Annotated in this window: 17 protein-coding genes and 1 pseudogene; 5 read left to right on the top strand and 13 right to left on the bottom strand. The window is 59.0% G+C overall.

Annotation, left to right across the window (positions count from 1 at the left end; genetic code table 11):
• Window position 1: 1 nt before the first annotated feature.
• The 4 genes from HZY77_RS05260 (at window position 2) to HZY77_RS05275 (ending at window position 3639) form a co-directional block, all read left to right on the top strand.
• The gene (locus HZY77_RS05260; RefSeq protein ID WP_296819480.1) at window positions 2-1624 is read left to right on the top strand and encodes an MFS transporter; all 1623 of its coding nucleotides are present in this window, start codon (window positions 2-4) and stop codon (window positions 1622-1624) included.
• Between the two features lie 135 nt (window positions 1625-1759).
• The gene (locus HZY77_RS05265; RefSeq protein ID WP_296763949.1) at window positions 1760-2077 is read left to right on the top strand and encodes a cupredoxin domain-containing protein; all 318 of its coding nucleotides are present in this window, start codon (window positions 1760-1762) and stop codon (window positions 2075-2077) included.
• Window positions 2078-2080: 3 nt separating this feature from the next.
• Window positions 2081-2899: an FTR1 family protein gene (locus tag HZY77_RS05270; RefSeq protein WP_296819483.1), complete on the top strand. Its 819-nt coding sequence runs from the start codon at window positions 2081-2083 to the stop codon at window positions 2897-2899.
• 11 nt (window positions 2900-2910) lie between these two features.
• On the top strand, window positions 2911-3639 hold the full coding sequence (locus HZY77_RS05275) for a hypothetical protein (RefSeq protein WP_296819487.1): 729 nt from the start codon (window positions 2911-2913) through the stop codon (window positions 3637-3639).
• A gap of 147 nt (window positions 3640-3786) precedes the next feature.
• Here HZY77_RS05275 and HZY77_RS05280 read toward each other — a convergent pair whose 3' ends face one another.
• The 3 genes from HZY77_RS05280 to soxX form a co-directional block, all read right to left on the bottom strand.
• Complete coding sequence (locus HZY77_RS05280) at window positions 3787-4116, bottom strand: hypothetical protein (RefSeq protein WP_296819489.1); 330 nt, start codon at window positions 4114-4116, stop codon at window positions 3787-3789.
• Window positions 4117-4166: 50 nt separating this feature from the next.
• The gene (gene soxA, locus HZY77_RS05285; RefSeq protein WP_296819492.1) at window positions 4167-5003 is read right to left on the bottom strand and encodes a sulfur oxidation c-type cytochrome SoxA; all 837 of its coding nucleotides are present in this window, start codon (window positions 5001-5003) and stop codon (window positions 4167-4169) included.
• A 39-nt stretch (window positions 5004-5042) separates the two neighbouring features.
• The gene (gene soxX, locus HZY77_RS05290) at window positions 5043-5468 is read right to left on the bottom strand and encodes a sulfur oxidation c-type cytochrome SoxX (protein WP_363154376.1); all 426 of its coding nucleotides are present in this window, start codon (window positions 5466-5468) and stop codon (window positions 5043-5045) included.
• Window positions 5469-5774: 306 nt separating this feature from the next.
• Between soxX and HZY77_RS05295 the strand changes: the two genes are divergently transcribed.
• Window positions 5775-7010: an ISL3 family transposase gene (locus HZY77_RS05295; RefSeq protein WP_296820769.1), complete on the top strand. Its 1236-nt coding sequence runs from the start codon at window positions 5775-5777 to the stop codon at window positions 7008-7010.
• Here the strand turns inward: HZY77_RS05295 and HZY77_RS05300 are convergent.
• The 10 genes and pseudogenes from HZY77_RS05300 to HZY77_RS05350 form a co-directional block, all read right to left on the bottom strand.
• Window positions 6989-7576, bottom strand: a complete 588-nt coding sequence (locus tag HZY77_RS05300; RefSeq protein WP_296819493.1) for a pentapeptide repeat-containing protein — start codon at window positions 7574-7576, stop codon at window positions 6989-6991. The two genes, HZY77_RS05295 and HZY77_RS05300, sit on opposite strands and share 22 nt — an antisense overlap.
• A gap of 100 nt (window positions 7577-7676) precedes the next feature.
• Window positions 7677-8144, bottom strand: a complete 468-nt coding sequence (locus tag HZY77_RS05305; RefSeq protein WP_296819496.1) for a hypothetical protein — start codon at window positions 8142-8144, stop codon at window positions 7677-7679.
• A gap of 83 nt (window positions 8145-8227) precedes the next feature.
• On the bottom strand, window positions 8228-9694 hold the full coding sequence (locus HZY77_RS05310) for a twin-arginine translocation signal domain-containing protein (RefSeq protein ID WP_296819499.1): 1467 nt from the start codon (window positions 9692-9694) through the stop codon (window positions 8228-8230).
• Between the two features lie 51 nt (window positions 9695-9745).
• Entirely contained in the window at window positions 9746-10279 is a 534-nt protein-coding gene (locus tag HZY77_RS05315) for a TlpA family protein disulfide reductase (RefSeq protein ID WP_296819501.1), read from the bottom strand.
• Between the two features lie 672 nt (window positions 10280-10951).
• Window positions 10952-11566 carry a superoxide dismutase family protein gene (locus HZY77_RS05320; protein ID WP_296819504.1) on the bottom strand — a complete coding sequence of 205 codons (615 nt, stop codon included), beginning with the start codon at window positions 11564-11566 and terminating at the stop codon, window positions 10952-10954.
• A gap of 159 nt (window positions 11567-11725) precedes the next feature.
• The gene (locus HZY77_RS05325; protein ID WP_296819507.1) at window positions 11726-12274 is read right to left on the bottom strand and encodes a DUF302 domain-containing protein; all 549 of its coding nucleotides are present in this window, start codon (window positions 12272-12274) and stop codon (window positions 11726-11728) included.
• Between the two features lie 59 nt (window positions 12275-12333).
• The gene (locus tag HZY77_RS05330) at window positions 12334-12468 is read right to left on the bottom strand and encodes a helix-turn-helix domain-containing protein (RefSeq protein WP_296819509.1); all 135 of its coding nucleotides are present in this window, start codon (window positions 12466-12468) and stop codon (window positions 12334-12336) included.
• Window positions 12462-13335 (bottom strand): annotated as a pseudogene (locus HZY77_RS05335) (sigma 54-interacting transcriptional regulator). Before HZY77_RS05335 ends, HZY77_RS05330 begins: the two are co-directional and overlap by 7 nt.
• Window positions 13257-13721: a response regulator gene (locus tag HZY77_RS05345; RefSeq protein WP_296819514.1), complete on the bottom strand. Its 465-nt coding sequence runs from the start codon at window positions 13719-13721 to the stop codon at window positions 13257-13259. Before HZY77_RS05345 ends, HZY77_RS05335 begins: the two are co-directional and overlap by 79 nt.
• A complete protein-coding gene (locus HZY77_RS05350) occupies window positions 13718-16375 on the bottom strand; it encodes an ATP-binding protein (RefSeq protein ID WP_296819516.1) in 2658 nt (885 codons plus the stop codon). The genes HZY77_RS05345 and HZY77_RS05350 overlap by 4 nt, the downstream gene beginning before the upstream one ends.
• Window positions 16376-16405: the final 30 nt, after the last annotated feature.

The following is a 16405-nucleotide window of genomic DNA, read 5'->3' on the forward strand; positions in this document are numbered from 1 at the left end:
CGTGACAGCCGAGACGCCCAAGCCCACTTCGCCCTGGGCGCCCCTCCACAACCGCGTGTTCCGCACGTTATGGATTGCGTCGGTCGCGTCGAACATCGGTTCCTGGATGCACGAGGTCGGTGCCGGCTGGCTGATGACCTCGCTCGCGCCCAATCCCCTGATGGTGGCGCTGGTGCAGGCTGCTACCACGGCCCCGGTCTTCCTGCTGGCGCTGCCGGCCGGAGCCTTGGCCGACATCGTCGACCGCCGCCGCTACCTCATCACCGCCCAGGTGTGGATGCTGGCCATGGCGGCCACGCTGGGCGTCCTCACGCTTGCGGGCCTGACCACCGCCCCGCTCCTGTTGCTGTTCACCTTCGCGCTCGGCACCGGCAACGCCATGATGATGCCGGCCTGGGGTGCGATCACGCCGGAACTCGTGCCACGCGCCCAACTCCAGGCGGCGATCGGGCTGAATTCCATGGGACTGAACGTCGCCCGAGCCGTCGGCCCCGCGCTGGCTGGCGTGATCGTGGCCGCCGCCGGGCCGGGCGCGGTCTTCGTGCTGAACGCCGTGTCGTTTCTTGCCGTCATTGCCGCCTTGAGGCATTGGCAGCGCCCGCCCACGGCGAGTGGACTACCCGCCGAACGGCTTGCCGGCGCGGTACGTGCCGGTCTGCGCTATGCGCGCCATTCGCCCGAGTTACGCGCAGTGCTCGCCCGCGGCGTCGCCTTCTTCGTGTTCGCCAGCGCCTCCTGGGCCTTGCTGCCGCTCATCGTCAGGCAGGAACTGCACAGCGGCCCCGGTACGTACGGACTCTTCCTGGCTTGCCTGGGGCTGGGCGCAGTGGCCGGCGCCCTGCTGCTGCCCCATGCGCACGCCCGCCTCTCACGCGACCGGATCGTGGCCGGCGCGACCGGGCTGTACGCCCTGGCCATGCTGGCGCTCGCCCACAGCGGGAACGTGGTTGCGGCCGGGACGGCCATGCTGCTGATCGGGGTTGCCTGGATCAGCGTGGTCTCCTCGCTGATGACCGCCGCGCAGACGGCCCTGCCCGGGTGGGTGCGCGCGCGTGGCCTGGCCTTGTTCTGGGTCGTCTACATGGGAGGGATGGCGGCCGGCAGCGCATTGTGGGGCCAGGTCGCCTCCTGGACGGGCATCCCGCTCGCGCTGAGTGTCGCCGCCATCGGCGCACTGATCGGGATTGCCCTCACCCGCTCGTACCGGGTCGGGCGGCATGATGTCGTCGATCTTTCACCCTCGCTGTTTTGGCCCACGCCCATGATGGCCGGGGAACGCGAAAGCGACCGCGGGCCGGTCATGGTCACGGTGGAATACCGGATCGATCCGGCCCAGACCGAGGCGTTCACCCGAACCATGCAGCAGATCAGCCGGATCCGCCGGCGCGATGGCGCCTTCATGTGGGAGCTGTTCTGGGATGTCGAACATCCCGAACGCATGGTGGAATGCTTCATGGTCGAATCCTGGCACGAGCATTTGCGCCAGCACGAACGAGTCACGGTTGCGGATCGGGACGTCCTGGAACAGACACGGGCATTTCATCGTGGCAGCGAGCCGCCCAAAGTCACCCATCTGGTCGCCGGCAAGACCCGGCCGGCCATGACATCGCGATTTCCCTTCTGACATTTCGCAGGGCACCCCGTCTACACGCCCAGGTCAGCCGACCCGTTTTTGCTCGCCAGGCGGCCCTGAGGAAGTTCTTGCACATATTAACGAGAACGATTATCGTTATGCAAACGTAAATGATTTTAGACACCTATGAAAGCCCTTGTCCTTGCCTGTTTGATGTTCCCCCTTGCCAGCCTGGCAGCCGATCTGGAAGCCACACTGACGATCAAGGACCATCAATTCACGCCCAGCGAACTGAAAGTGCCCGCAGGCAAGAAGGTCAAGCTGCTGGTCAGCAATCTGGACAGCACGCCGGAAGAATTCGAAAGCCATGAGCTCAACCGCGAAAAACTGGTGGCAGGCAATGGCAAAGTCACGATCTATGTCGGTCCGCTCGCGCCCGGCAAATATCCCTTCTACGGCGAATTCCACGACAAGACCGCGCGTGGCGTGATCGTGGCGGAGTAAAGCATGTTCGGATCGGCCATCATCGTTTTCAGGGAAAGCCTCGAAGCCGCCCTGCTCATTGGCATCATCGCCGCCGCCACGCGCGGCCTGACCGGCCGCAACTTCTGGCTCGCCATCGGCATTGGCGCCGGCCTGGGCGGCGCCCTGGTGGTGGCCGGGCTGACTGAAACCATCGCCGAGATGGCTGAAGGCGCCGGACAGGAACTGTTCAATGCCGCCATCCTGGGCATCGCGGTGCTGATGCTGGGCTGGCACAACATCTGGATGGCCACCCACGGGCGCGAGATGGCCGCGCAGGCCAAATCGATGGGGAATGCCGTTCGGACGGGACAGCGGGAAATGTCAGCGCTGGCCATCCTGATCGCCCTGGCTGTCCTGCGCGAAGGTTCGGAAACTGCCCTGTTCCTGTACGGACTGGCCGCGGGCGATGGCTCGAGCCGGGTTTCCATGCTGAGCGGCGGCCTGCTGGGTCTGGCGGCCGGCATCGGCGCGGGATGGGTACTGTATTCGGGGCTCGCCCGGATTCCGCTGCGCCATTTCTTCACTGTCACCAGCGCCCTGATTCTTTTTCTCGCAGCCGGCATGGCCGGGCAGATGGCACGCCTGCTGATCCAGGGCGACCTCATTCGCCCGCTCGCCAGCCCGCTCTGGGATTCCTCGTCCCTATTGCCCATGGACTCGCTCCTGGGCAACCTGCTGCACATCTTCGCCGGCTACGAAGCCCGCCCCAGCGGCATGCAGGTGCTGTTCTACACGCTGACTTTCCTCGTCATCCTGTTCGGGATGCGCTGGAGTCGNCCCCGCATCCCCCAAGCAACCTGAAAGGAAATCCCATGAAACGCAACGCAGTGTTGATTGCTGCGACGGGCATGCTGCATCTGCAATCCGCCCTCGCTGGCCCCACCGACTACGTCTACACGCCCACCGTGGAGAAAGGCGAGAAGGAGATCGACTTCAAGTTCGGCACCGCCGACAACGACCCGCGGCAATCCATGGCCTCGCTGGGACTGGGCTACGGCGCCAACGACTGGTGGTTCACCGAGGTCTATGTGAAGTATGCAAAGACCGGCGGCGACGGCGTCAAATACGATGCCGTCGAATGGGAGAACAAGTTCCAGCTCACGGAGACCGGAAAATATCCGGTGGACGTCGGCTTCATCACCGAGATCGAAGTGCCGAGCGACCACGACGAAGGCGTTGAACTGAAAGTCGGCCCGCTCTTCCAGACCGAGTTCGGCAAGCTGCAATTCAATGGCAACATCCTGTTCGAGAAGCGCTTCAACGCCGCCGTATCCAGCCCGACCGAAGCCGGCTACCAGTGGCAGGTGAAATACCGCTGGCAGCCCGCTTTCGAATACGGGCTCCAAGGATTTGGCGGCACCGGCCCCTGGAACGACTGGGAAGCCTCCCGGGACCAGTCGCATAAGATAGGACCGGCCGTCTTCGGCAAACTGGCCACCGCCCACCACCATGCCATCAAGTACAACGCCGCTTGGCTGTTCGGCGTGTCGGATGCCACCCCGGACAATACGTTCAGGCTGCAGACCGAATACGAGTTCTAACAGGACAGTGTGCGCCACCCAGGAACGATGCGCACACTGCTCATATTTGCCACCCCGATTGTTTCGAAAGCGCTTTTTCCATATCCTCGCCACAGACAACGGAGGACGTCATATGCGCTATAGCAATCCGAGCGCTCCGTTGACTGGCTACTGCTGACTGGTTAGCGGGGAATCGAGTTGCGCCATGCCGAGAGCCGCCTGCTCGTTGGCAACGGCAGCGTACTTCATCACAGCTGCATCATCTTGTTGCTTGGCGGCTTCCTGGGCCTGGACAAGCGCACTGGCCGCTGTGGTCCACAATGCCTNTTTGGCTGTCGCCAGATCCACGCTAGACTCCGCTCGCGCCAAAGCTTCCGCGGCCTCGGCTGACAAAACCGGCTTGCTGTTGTTTTCGGCAGCGCATACGCCGTACCCAAGCCCACCCATCACAAACCCGCTCCACACCAACCAACCGATTGCAATACGACGTGAATTCATTTTCCCTCCTGACAATTACCCGGGCAGCAGCATTCCGCCGCCCATACTCGTTATTTTCTGAAAACCGATGACTTGAGCGGTAGACCATTGCTGAGATACGAATGGAAATACTCCAGATTGTTGTACTCTTCTCCGCCGATCTCCATGGGCACCGCACGCACCAGCTGATTACATGCCGAGTAGCGCCGCTGCAGCGTGAACAAAGTGTAATCTCCACCTCGGAAGGCCGGCCAGTGCGTGGCCTGTCCCGGCAACATCGAGAGATACTCGGTACGCAGGATTTCACCAACATGGTCTACGTGGCAGCTGGCGCAGGAAANATTGAGCTGGCCGCGACGCTGATAGAAAAAACGGCGACCGGACTCGAAAGCCGCCAGGGCGCCGCTGCCCTTCACCTTGATGTTCATGAGCATGCCATCCGATAAAGTCCGGGCATAGGCGGTAAGCAGGCCCATGGTATTCATGTCAGCTTGCTTGTAGGGTGCTTCACCATTATTGACACGGCACTGGTTGAGTGCCATTTCGAAGGTGACCACTTNTTTCATGGTTTCATCGTAGTAGGGGTAATTGCCGGCTACGTTCCTGCCACCTCCAGGAAAGCAATCGGCATAAAGCTTGCCATTCTTGAACGGGGTCTCCCACAACTGGCGGCCCTTGTCGATCTCGGACTCGAACGGCGGGAACGCCATCATGTTTTCATATTGCGCCTTGGCATCCGCGCTGAAGGCCAGCGCACCATGCACATAGTCTTCGAATTTGATATCGGGGTATTTTTNCTGCACCGCCTGCACGCGATTCAGCCGCTCCTGTTCCGGCGAGACGGACAGCGCTTCGGCGCTGAAAGCCAGCATGCCCAGACAGGACAGCATCCATGTTGCTCGTTTCATGTTTCTTTTCTCTCTTAAAACCAGATGACAGCCGGGCATTCACAGCCCGTAGACGTAATCCACGACTTTGTTGATCTCCGCGTCGGTCAGAATCCTGTTCTTGCCGAATGGCGGCATGGCCGTGTCGGGGTTGGCGCGCGTAGCGTCCCAGATCTGTGCGTACAGATTTTTCCGATCCGGGAATCGTGCAGCCATGCCTATCAGCGGCGGAGCGATGTTGGTGTTGGTCACCGCTTTAGGCTCTCCGGGCATGGCATGACATGCCAGACAATTTCCCTTGCGGTTATCGAAAGCCAGTTCCTGCCCAGTTGGCTCCGGCCTGGATGCCTCCGCGGCCTGCGCAGAGGGGATGAATGTGGCAGTAAGCAGAAGGCTCAGGCTGGCTGCCGTGACGATTGCAATTTGTTTCTCCATCAGTCTTGCCCTGTCAGTTTTAATTAACGCCATAAATAAAATTACAAACATTTTGTTCTCCTCCCGTACCGCGTGAGAAGAAACTGGAATAGATCCTGCTGGGGTGTACTACCCTCGTCCGCGAAATGCGACTACCGCATGGCGCCGAGCTTTTCTCCGCTTTCACTCAAGCTATGCATATCGCAGGGACCGGGCTTCAAATCAGGACAGGTAGTCGTGACATCGGTTGCCACCCCATTGACGTCGGCATGACTGAAATCAGCCTCATGCAAATTTGCGCCAATAAAATTCAGCCTCTCTTGAAATCCGAGTGGGTAAGCTGACGTCATATTGACCNNAACCTGGATGAGTGAATTCATGACTGCCAAGCTGTTTGAAACTGCCCTTGGAATTGCCCCGCCGTGGACGGTGGCGTCGGTCGACTTCGACGAGTCGGCCAGGACCTTGACCGTGCTGATTGACTTCAAGGCTGGCAGCCGCTTCAAGGTCTCGGGCCATGAAGGCGTGCATCCGGTGCACGACACCGTGACCAAGACCTACCGGCACCTGAACTTCTTCCAGCATGAGTGCCATCTGCAGGTGCGCACGCCGCGAGTGAAGCTGCCCAATGGTTCGGTGCGACTGGTCGAGCCTGACTTTGCCGGGCGGCTGAATGGCTTCACGCTGCTGTTCGAAGCCTTCATCCTGATGCTGGCGCGCCAGATGCCGTTTGCCGCCGTGGCGCGCATCGTGGGCGAATCGTCCCACCGGGTGCTGGCGGTGTGCCAGAAGTACGTGGAGATGGCCTGCGGCCTGGCGGATCACTCCGGTGTCACGGCGCTGGCCATTGACGAGACCTCGCGCGCCCGAGGCCACAGTTATGTCACCCTGGCCGCAGACGCCGAGGCCAGGCGCGTGCTGTTCGTCACGGAAGGGCGCGACGCCCAGACCATTGCGCAACTGGCCGAGTATCTGGGCGACCATGGCTGCCCGGCCGGGAACATCGCCTCGGCGAGCATCGACATGTCGCCAGCCTTCATCGCCGGAGTCAGCCAGCATCTGCCCAATGCCCGCATCACCTTCGACAAGTTCCACGTCATCGGCCACGCCAGCACGGCGGTGGACAAGATGCGCCGCATCGAGCAGCGCACCGACAAGTCCCTCAAGGGCATGCGCTGGACGCTGCTCAAGGATGCCTCCCGGCTCAAGCCCGAGGCTGCTGCCGATCTTGACGCACTGATTGCCAGGATGACTGTCAAGCGCACGGCGCGCGCCTGGGTCTACAAGGAGCAACTGCGCGAAATCCTTGATCGCAAACAAATCAACGTCGTGCGCGCCATGCTGGAACACTGGTGCACTTGCGTCATGCGCTCCAAGGTCGAGCCGATGAAGGAGGTTGCCCGGATGATCCGATCCCATCTGGAAGGAATCGTGGCCTGGGCTCAGACACGGCAGACCAATGGATTTCTGGAGGCGATCAACGGCTTGTTCCAGGCCGCCAAGCGGCGTGCCCGTGGCTTCACCCGCATCGACACAATCAAAACCGTCATCTTCCTGATCGCCGGCCGTCTCGATTTCCACGCCATTAACCCTCATGCAGAACAACCCACTTGAAATTCAACAGAGCCAAAATTCACATCGGTCAAATCGGCGAATAGGAAGCGGGACTCGTACAAATCGGTCCGGCTCAGATTCGCACCGGTCAGGATGGCCCCTTCCATATTGGAATATTCCAGTTTGGCCTCGGAGAAATCGGCACGGGCCAGATTGGCCATATTTAAATTGGCGCGGCTCGATATCACTCGTTTCAGGTCGGCGCCTTCCATTTCCGCGCCGCTCAGGTTGGCCCCGCCGATGACCGCACCGCTCAGGTTGGCCTCAGTCAGTTTGGCTTGATAGAGCGTGGCGCCGGTCAGATAGGAACCGGCAAGATTGGCCCGGGACAGATCAGCGTGGGACAAATCCGCCCCTATGAGATTGAGGCCGGCCAGATCAACCCCAGCCAGATCGCATTTCACGCAGGCATTGGTCGCGAGTAGTTGATCGCGGCTTTCCCTATACTGCACGGGTGTTTGGGCAAAGGCCACGTGCACCATCCCCGCGCCTGCCACCAGGAATGCAATGCCTGTGATCAGGCCGGCCCGACAGAAGCGGGAATACCCGGGATGTGTCATCCGCATGTCTGCTCTCCTCTCCGGCACTAGCCGCCGATACCTGCCAGTGCCGGTAAGCACAGACCGTCATGCAGTTGCAGATACATCATGATTCCAGAACCGCGGCTCAATGCTTTCCCGCGTGATCCGCCTTCATGTCGCCCAGCAGATAACGAATTTGCAAAGGCTTCTGCCCCTTCATGGTCACGGTCAGGAGGATCCTGGTACCGGCAACAAGCCTGATCCGGGAATCTTTTCCAACCAGTTCGTTGGCGCCGGCCGGATTCAATTTCACCGTCATGGCTTGCGTGCCCGCGATGAAACGCAGGCTGGCGCTTGCGCCCTGGGTCGATTGGGGCGTATCGCCATGGTCGGTGACCCATACCTGGGCCTCGCCGTCCTTCACCACCAATTCGAAGTGGTACATCTCCGCCATGCGTAGCAAACCGCCGTGGCCGCCCTTGATGGTGGCCAGATATTCGTTACTGTGCGCCAGTGCCGCAGTCGGCAGGCCCAACGCAGATAGCAGCCCAAGGCAGGCAATCCAGCGCATTGCCGAGGCAAATGTATTCGCGATTGTTCTTTGAATATTCATGCTCGTCTTTCAGTTCTTTAATAATCTTTTCTTCGGACACCCCGTCGGCGGCGATGCCGCCGACGAGAGAACGAAACGTTCCGTTACACCGAAGTACTGCGCGAGAACTTCATGCCTTCCCAGCTTTCCGGTACCACGACGTGGTCGTGCATGCCACCGGGAACGGCAATACGGGCTTCGATCTTGTCGGTCTCGACGTTAAGAATCACCAAGCCGGACTGTCCGCCCTGGTTGCCGCTGTACACCGTAGTCATGTATTTGCCGTCAACCGAGCAGTCGCAGGTGTGGGGGTCCGGGCCGGTATCCCACTTCGCGGTCACCTTCCAGGTTTTGGTATCCACCTTGCAGATGTAGCCATTGTTCGGCTTGCGCGCCCACATGGTGAAGTAGGCAAAACGCGAATCCGGTACGTTACCCATATGCAGCGGCAGATATTTGTCGCCGAACCCTTCGACGAAGGCTTCCTTCTTCCATTTGAGCGGATTCTCATCGGTCGAACGGTAGATCGCGATGTTGTTCTGCAGCACGTTGTTACATGCACAGAAGTATTCGCCGCTCGTGATGAAGCCAGCCTCGTGCAAAGGCGTAAGCACCGACGGAACGGAGAAGGTCCAGGTGAAGCCCTGTTGCCGGGTCAGCGGGAAATTGTTAGGCGCGCCTTTGGCCGTAGAAAGCAGCGCAACCACTTCCCAGGTACGCGTATCGACGATTGCGCAGCAGCCGAGGCGGCGGATCAGGATCGCCCCAAACGGCAGGGTCGGGTGCCAGGTAAAGGCATCCACGAATACCGCGGTCGGATCGGCTGGCATCAGTTCTTCGCCCAGCATCGCCTCATGGGTCGTCTTCATGCCTTTGCGGCCCACGTAGTCGAACTTGCCGGTGGTGGCATCGGGGAAGATATGGCTGATGTGAAGCTGTCGCTTGACGGGATCGTAATCGGCACGGAAGGCCTTGACGATTTTCGGGTTGTCATCGATGGTGGTGATCAGCACCATGTCCTTCTGGCCATCTGCAAACGCGACATACTTGTTGGCGTTTTCGCCCACACCGATGGACACGTGCACCCCCAGCGACATACCCGTGGTCACGCCGATGTCGTTGACCACTTCTATGTGGTTTTGCTTGCCACTACCGTCGTAGCGCATCTTGAACATCTTGAAATCGCCACGATCGCGCCATTCGGNGGAGTTCTCGTTGACATAAGGCGTCCCGGGTGGCTGCATGGTCTGGTAAAAGTCGAATCCCTTGTAGGGATCGGCCGAAGGCATGGCCGCGATGTGGTGCGGGATGGGCATGTTGACACCCGCCAGGCCGTAGTTATACCAAGCCAGGGTTTCCGGCACGGCAAGGTCAAGCGCCTGCACGTAGCCGCCGTACTTGCTCGGCAGCAGCACGACGTTACGATCGAATTTCTTGTAAAAATCGGCCTGCGCTTCGTTGAGCGGATTGTGGCGAGCCGCCATGGCGCTCCCCGAACCCAAAACACCTGCAGCCCCGGCCATGCCGGCAGCGAGCGAACCTTGTATGAACTGCCTTCTGGAAATACTCATTAATTTAACTCCTTGCGTTGTATTGCTTTATGCAGACGCCCTAGCGTCGATTCAGATGTCGCCTTTCTTCCAGTCCTGCGGGCCGACGAAGACCTTTTCGATCGTGCCGTTGGCCGACAACAGGAAGCTGGTCGGCAGACCGCGAATCCCCAGACGCGTAGAAACGCCTTTAGGGCTCAGCACGTCGTTGGGCGCCACATACATATCCCGCTTCAAGTTGTGCTCCTTCTTGATCAGGCGCATGGTTGCCGCCGTGGAAGGAATCGCTTGCGTCGGGCCACCCATCAGGTGCGTGCCCATCGTGTCCGCATTGATAAAGACGACGTTCGCGCCGCGTCCATATTTGTCCACGAATACCTCGGTCTTTTTCAGCTGTTCAACCGAAACTGGTACCGCAGAGATGAAAAACACCACCAGCGTCCGTTTGCCTGCCACCAGACTGCCGAAATCGGCCTTTTNTGCATTGGAGTCATAAATCTCGATATCAGTCGGCATTTTTGTGCCGACCGCCATCGGTTTGATGAACACTTCACCCCNCACCTGCTCGGCAGATGGGAAGGTTCCATCCTTACTATCTGCCAACACCGCGCTAACGGGTATTGCAAGCAGCCCCAACGCGAAAGAGCTGGCCCCGCCGTGCAAAGTGCAGAAACGACGCGTCGCTTCCCCAGCCCACCTGATACCGTTGTTGCCTTAGATTTCATCTGTAAATTCTCCTGTTGTTAAACCTTGTCGCACACCGACCTGAAATCAGAACCGGATGGCACACAACCGAACTGCCATCTAGAGATCTGGCGGCCAAACCACTCTCCAGAAAGCCCGCCCAACAAAGCTGCGACACCTTGTCGCGGTTGGTCTCTAGCACTTCCCATGCCAATTTGATTTATTATTTGTTTTCAATAGGTTGAACACACGCCGCCCCACTTTGTTTCAGCGAATGTTTCACGTTGAAAAAACTCGTCCGACCTGCGCAATCCCACATCACCCACGCAAAAAAACCGGTAGCGCAGGGCTACCGGTAAAGGAGGAGGAAATTGAGCGATTAGATGAGGCCAGACTTTCATCCACGGCTTAAGCAGCCATTGAATGGAAATGCAGCAAGCCTGGAATCAGCGCATCGTCAGTCTCTCTCTGGCGATTGTTGCGGGCTGAGCGCCCTCAAATGAATTGCGCTGCAGAGGGAAGAAATAACTTGGATCGATCACGGTCAACCCAACAGGCCGGAACAGACGAAACACTCACGAAGTGGCCGGATGCTCACATGCGCATATCGTTGTCCTGCTCGATTACACCACAGGCCACACGCGCACCGGAATTGCCGGCCGGATCGGAAAAATCGTCTTCTTTGGCGTGAATGACGATCGCGCGATTGACAATGGAATTGAGGCCGATCAACGCCAGACTCACACCCGGCACGTCCACGCTCACGTTGGCGACGCCGTTCCGGTCCGCTTCAATATTGCCTAGGTCGCCCAGATGATGTGCCTCGCCGGAGGGCGCGCCATGGGCCCCGCCAGAAGGCGCGAAATGACCGCCTGCACTCATTCCATCCGGCGAATCACAATTGCCGTTCACATGAATATGGAAACCGTGTTTTCCCGGCGTCAGGCCCACCACGCTTCCCTTGATCAGCACATTACTGTTGTCATGTTGAACCAGATGCAGCGTGCCGTTCACCTGACTGCCTGAAATGGCCACCAGTTCTGCCGTCGCATTCGAGCCTCCATGATTGTGACCCATGGGAGACGCTCCATGATGGCCATGGTGGGAATGCTCTGCCGCACCAGCGTGCCCCACCGCCCCAAGCAGCGCGGCAACGGCGATCCGACTCATATAACGGGTTTCAAGTATCCCGTTCCATCTGTCCTTCATCAAATACTCCTTGTCATCAAATTGAGTGTATCCAGGGCACCTGTTCGTGCACTGCAGGAGGCGCAGGCCATTTCCGTTCCCGCCGCNAGCTTGCTACGTATGGATTTGAACGATGCGCCGGGCGGGTTCGTTCCATTGTGAAACGAGCCCGTCCGGCCATCAGAACCCGCCACTTGCCAAGCTATCCAGAATGGCGCGCAAGTCATCATCAAACTGCTTGAGGGTTGCCCTGCCTTCGTCTGTCAGATTCTTGTCGTTGGCAAGCAAGCTCAAAATATGGGCCGGACGCTGCATCATGACCGTGGTCTTGCCGTCATGCTCGATGAGCGCCAACCGGCATGGCGCAAACATCTCGAAGTTGGGCACATGATGGGTGACGGTGTAGGCCTTGGTCAGATTGCAGAACTCGATGAGCTGAAGCGGCGGCGCATCGATCCNCCGCCCCTGCAGGCCTTCCTGCACATTGAGCACGTTGATGATGGCGTAATTCCTGGCTTCGAGTTGTGAGATCAGCATATCGCGCACGTTCGCGATGTTATCTGCCACGGAAACCTCGAACTTGAGCTCGGTTGCCACTACTTGGGGCTCATCGGCCATGACTGATGTCGCTGGCAAGATCGTCAGCAAGCCCAGTAAAAACAGCATGCGGCTGTTGCGTTTAATGCGGGAAAAAATTTCATCACCCTCTCTCCTGTTTGTTTCAAACAACAGGCCGTGAATCGGCCCTGCCGAATTTGAGCAAACAGCATGCCAGACGATGCGGGATCCTATTCGCGCCGACTTGGCGTGAACTGGAGATTGAATTCGCGCATCTTGCGCCACAGGGTGGTACGGCCGATGCCCAATTCACGCGCAGCCTCGCCGATATGCCTGGCACGCCGCAAGGCAGCCTCGATCAACATGCGCTCGGTCTTGGCAAGGCTGCCCCCTCTCCTTGCGGCAATGGGACGGGGACATCGGCCTCTGATATGTTGCCCAGATGCTGCAACAGATCTTCTGGCAGGGCGTTGATATCGATCACCCCCTGCTCGTCAGCGAAGACCACCATTTGTTCCACGAAGTTTTCCAACTGGCGGATATTCCCCGGGTACGGATAAGCCTGTACACAGGCCAAGGCGCGCGGCGTCAGACCGAGTCCGCTTCGCCTGTACTTGGCACTGTAGACTTCGAGAAAACGCGTCAGCAACCGCTTGAGATCCTCGCCTCGCTCCCTGAGCGGCGGCAGATGCAGCCGGATACCATTGAGGCGGAAATACAGATCGGAACGGAAATGCCCACGTTCCATGAGGCTGTCGAGCACCTGATTGGTGGCAGAGATCACCCGGATATCCACCTGTTTGCTCTTGTTCGATCCCACCCGGCGGATCTGCCGCTCCTGCAGTACGCTCAATAGCTTGGCCTGCATCGCGGGCGACAGGGTATCCACCTCGTCCAGGAAAATGGTGCCGCCATCCGCTTCCTCGAACAGACCGGCACGGGAATCGGTTGCGCCGGTGAAGCTGCCTCGCACGTGGCCAAACAGTTCGCTCTCCAGAAGCTGCTCCGGCAGGCTGGCGCAATTGATGCTGACAAAGGCATGCCCGCTGCGCGCTTTTCTCGTGGATGAGTCGGGCAATACGAGTCTTCCCGGTGCCGGTCTCGCCGGTAATGAGCACGCTGATGTCGGTGGCTGCCAGCCGTTCCGCCTTGATCAGGGTCGCGCGCATCTGCGGTGTATCGGCCACGATGTCGTCTGCCTCGCGCTGCCCCGCCGTGGGAGGGCTCCGCATTGCAGTGGCGTAATTGCGCAATGCCTGGCTGGCATGGATTTTTCCAGAATATCGTGTTCGCTGAACGGCTTGGTGAGGTAATCAAATGCGCCCAGGCGCATCGCATCGACTGCCGATTCGATGCTGCCATAGGCCGTGATCAGGATCACCGGCAGGTGAGGCTTGATCTGCTTGATCTCGCGCAGCAGATCAATTCCGGACATGTCATCCATACGCAAATCGGTAATCACCAGGTCGTATTCAGCCTGGCTCAAGATCGCCAACGCCTGGCTGCCGCTTTCCGCCTCGCTGGTATCGAAGCCGGCACCCAGCAGCATGAGCGACAGGCTACGGCGCAGGCTTTTCTGGTCGTCCACCAACAGGATATGTAGAGGTTTGCTGCTCATGCCTTTGCTATCGAACGTTCAAGAGTCGCGTCGACCGGTTCGGGCAAGGGTACACGCACATAAAACTGAGTGCCACGCCCCACCTGGCTTGCAATGCGGATACGACCTCCCCACTCCTGCACGAAGCGCTGCACGATGGCGAGCCCAAGCCCGGCACCATGCGAGCGCTGGGTATAAAACGGCTCAAAAATCAGCTTGCGCTCCAAGGNGGNGATGCCCTTGCCAGTATCCGCCACGACCAGCAGAAACCAGCCAGGATAGACGCGTACCGTGGCATACACATGGCCCCGGCCATGAATGGCCTGCGACGCATTGAGCAGGAGGTTCCACAGAACGACTTCCAGACCATCCGCATCGAACAGATGGGACATGGCGTTGCCCGAGATACCCGCCTCCACTTCGATCATTTGTCCCTGTTGCTGGACATGACGCTCCAGAGCCGCACACACCTTGTAAACCAGCGCCTCCAGTACCACCGGCTTGTTTGCCATCACACGCGGCTTGCCAAACATGAGGAAGTCGCGCGTCAGATTATCCAGCCGCGCCACCTCGTCCTGGATGATTTCCAAGGCATCGCGGCTTCGGCCCTCGTTACTGCGCTCCGCCTTCAACACCGCCAGACAATTGGTAATGGCCGACAGCGGATTGCGTACCTCATGCGCCACCGAGGCAGCCATCTGGCCCAGCGCTGCCAAGCGTTCCGCGCGAATTTTGTTTGCCTCGGACAGTTTAAGTTGCTGGTTGATTTCGGATAATTGCTGGTAGCTATGGGCATTGTTGATTGCGATACGGACCTGGCCGGCAAGCAGTTCCCCCTTGGCCAGGGTCGCCTCGCTGAATTGCACCCGCTCCTTGCGTATCAACACCATGGCGCCGATCAGGCGTTCTTCGTCCAGTANGGGAAACAGCGCCATCGCCCNCCAATGGCAACTCAATGGCTGTTCTGAAACCCATAACGCCTGACTGTCCGGCCACAGCATGGCACGTGGGCGGAAGTGGCCGTCGATATTATTCAGGAGCCGTGCGCATGAATGGCCGTCACGGCACCAGGCCTCCAGTTCAGCGGTACAAGCCTTGTCGCTGTCGGCAAACCATCGGGCCGCCAGAGTGAAGCGCCCGGGTTCCTTCTCGCTGGGAAGCCAGACCAGCGCCCNCTCACTGTCCAGCAGGTCGGCGCTTTCGCTGCACACCGATTCAAGTACCCGCTTGAGGTTCAGGGTTGAGGTCATCATGGCCGATACTCGTAGCAAAGCGGCCCGGAATTCGTTGGCATCAAGCCAACGATGGTAAAGCAGTGCATTGTTGACGATCGTGCCAATCTCCGCCGCCAACGCCTGCAACTGGCCCATGCGCTGGCGCAAGTGCTCACGATCTTCCATGAGCAACCGAAGGTGGCCGATCTCCTGGCCGCTCGCAGTGAGCGACAGGCAAACCGACTGATCGACCGTGCCGGAAGAGCATTCGTAATAGCTTCCCCNCGACTCCCTCACCAACTGACAGCTTTGCCCAAAACAGGTGGCGTTCGACGCCTTGGCCCGGATGGGCCAGTGCGATCCCAGTTGGGGCATATGTCGCTCGAACTCGTCGATTTCATCCGCCGGGATGCTCAGGATCAACTCGCCACAGGGGATACCCAGCAGTTGGTTGACCGCACTGGACACCACATCGAGTGCATTGTTGAGATCGGGCGAGGTCATCGCCTCGCGCGCCATGCGGTTGCGTATCCTGAGTTCCTGATTGACGTTTCTGATCCTGCGCTGGGTGCGATGCAGCCGCCGGTTGGCGCGCATCAGAACATGGCGCGAGCGCTCAATGGTATTGAGCGCCAGCAGAAAACCGACTGACACCGTGACCATGACGCCCAGATAGAACATCATTTTGACCCCGTGCCACCCCCACCAGATGATGTCCCATAGTGTGGAGAAGTTGAACAAATAGGCACTCTGCGCAAACACCAATAGCAGACTGGCGATCACCAGTGCAAGGCTTTTCCGATACTTCCGGTAATAGCCGTAAAAAGCAACGGCATCGAGCGCATAAAGAAAGCTGGGCAGGTAATGCACGCTATGCGTGGTCGGCAGAAAACTCAGAGAATTGGGGTAGGTGCCTGACATCAGGTTCGGAATGAATATCTGATACAGGACTGCCACCATCAATATGACCAGCCCGCCCACTCCCACTGTGAGCATATCGCTGTGAGTAGGCCAGCGTTTCCGATCTGAGAAAATATGGGCCACGATGCCGGCCAGGATCAGCCCGCTTCCAGACAGGGAAGAGACGGTATGGTAGGCGACGAAATGGTGCAGTTCCGGGCCCGGATTGGACCAGGCATGCAGGATGTCCATGACCCCCATGGACAGGAAAGCCATTCCGAAAAATGCCCCACCATAGCTCTTTTGTCTCGCGCTCACGGCCAGAATCATGCCGGCGATCATCAGTGCCACAAAACCGCAGAATGACTCGATCAGCATGTGGCTCTTGATCTCGACAAACTGCTGCGCAAGCAGATGAGGAGAAAGATTTCCAAACAGCAGGATCGGGAGTAAAAGCAGGAACACTACCCACAGCATCACTCCGGTCTCGAGCAGGTTGCCCGCCCGCTCCGATTCAGGCAGCCCGATTCCACGTTCCATTCGAANAAATTTCACCTGCATTGCGTTTGCTCCAGCCTTGGCGGCCGCGGA

Source organism: Thiobacillus sp., assembly GCF_013693775.1.
In the GTDB taxonomy this organism is placed as follows: Bacteria; Pseudomonadota; Gammaproteobacteria; order Burkholderiales; family Thiobacillaceae; genus Thiobacillus.

What these genes read in the sequence shown, in the direction of transcription:
- HZY77_RS05265 (WP_296763949.1), top strand. Translation starts at nt 1,760, where the DNA reads ATGAAAGCCCTTGTCCTTGCCTGTTTGATGTTCCCCCTTGCCAGCCTG.
- HZY77_RS05275 (WP_296819487.1), top strand. Translation starts at nt 2,911, where the DNA reads ATGAAACGCAACGCAGTGTTGATTGCTGCGACGGGCATGCTGCATCTG.
- soxX (WP_363154376.1), bottom strand. Translation starts at nt 5,468, where the DNA reads ATGTTTGTAATTTTATTTATGGCGTTAATTAAAACTGACAGGGCAAGA.
- HZY77_RS05295 (WP_296820769.1), top strand. Translation starts at nt 5,775, where the DNA reads ATGACTGCCAAGCTGTTTGAAACTGCCCTTGGAATTGCCCCGCCGTGG.
- HZY77_RS05300 (WP_296819493.1), bottom strand. Translation starts at nt 7,576, where the DNA reads ATGCGGATGACACATCCCGGGTATTCCCGCTTCTGTCGGGCCGGCCTG.
- HZY77_RS05305 (WP_296819496.1), bottom strand. Translation starts at nt 8,144, where the DNA reads ATGAATATTCAAAGAACAATCGCGAATACATTTGCCTCGGCAATGCGC.
- HZY77_RS05320 (WP_296819504.1), bottom strand. Translation starts at nt 11,566, where the DNA reads ATGAAGGACAGATGGAACGGGATACTTGAAACCCGTTATATGAGTCGG.
- HZY77_RS05330 (WP_296819509.1), bottom strand. Translation starts at nt 12,468, where the DNA reads ATGTTGATCGAGGCTGCCTTGCGGCGTGCCAGGCATATCGGCGAGGCT.
- HZY77_RS05345 (WP_296819514.1), bottom strand. Translation starts at nt 13,721, where the DNA reads ATGAGCAGCAAACCTCTACATATCCTGTTGGTGGACGACCAGAAAAGC.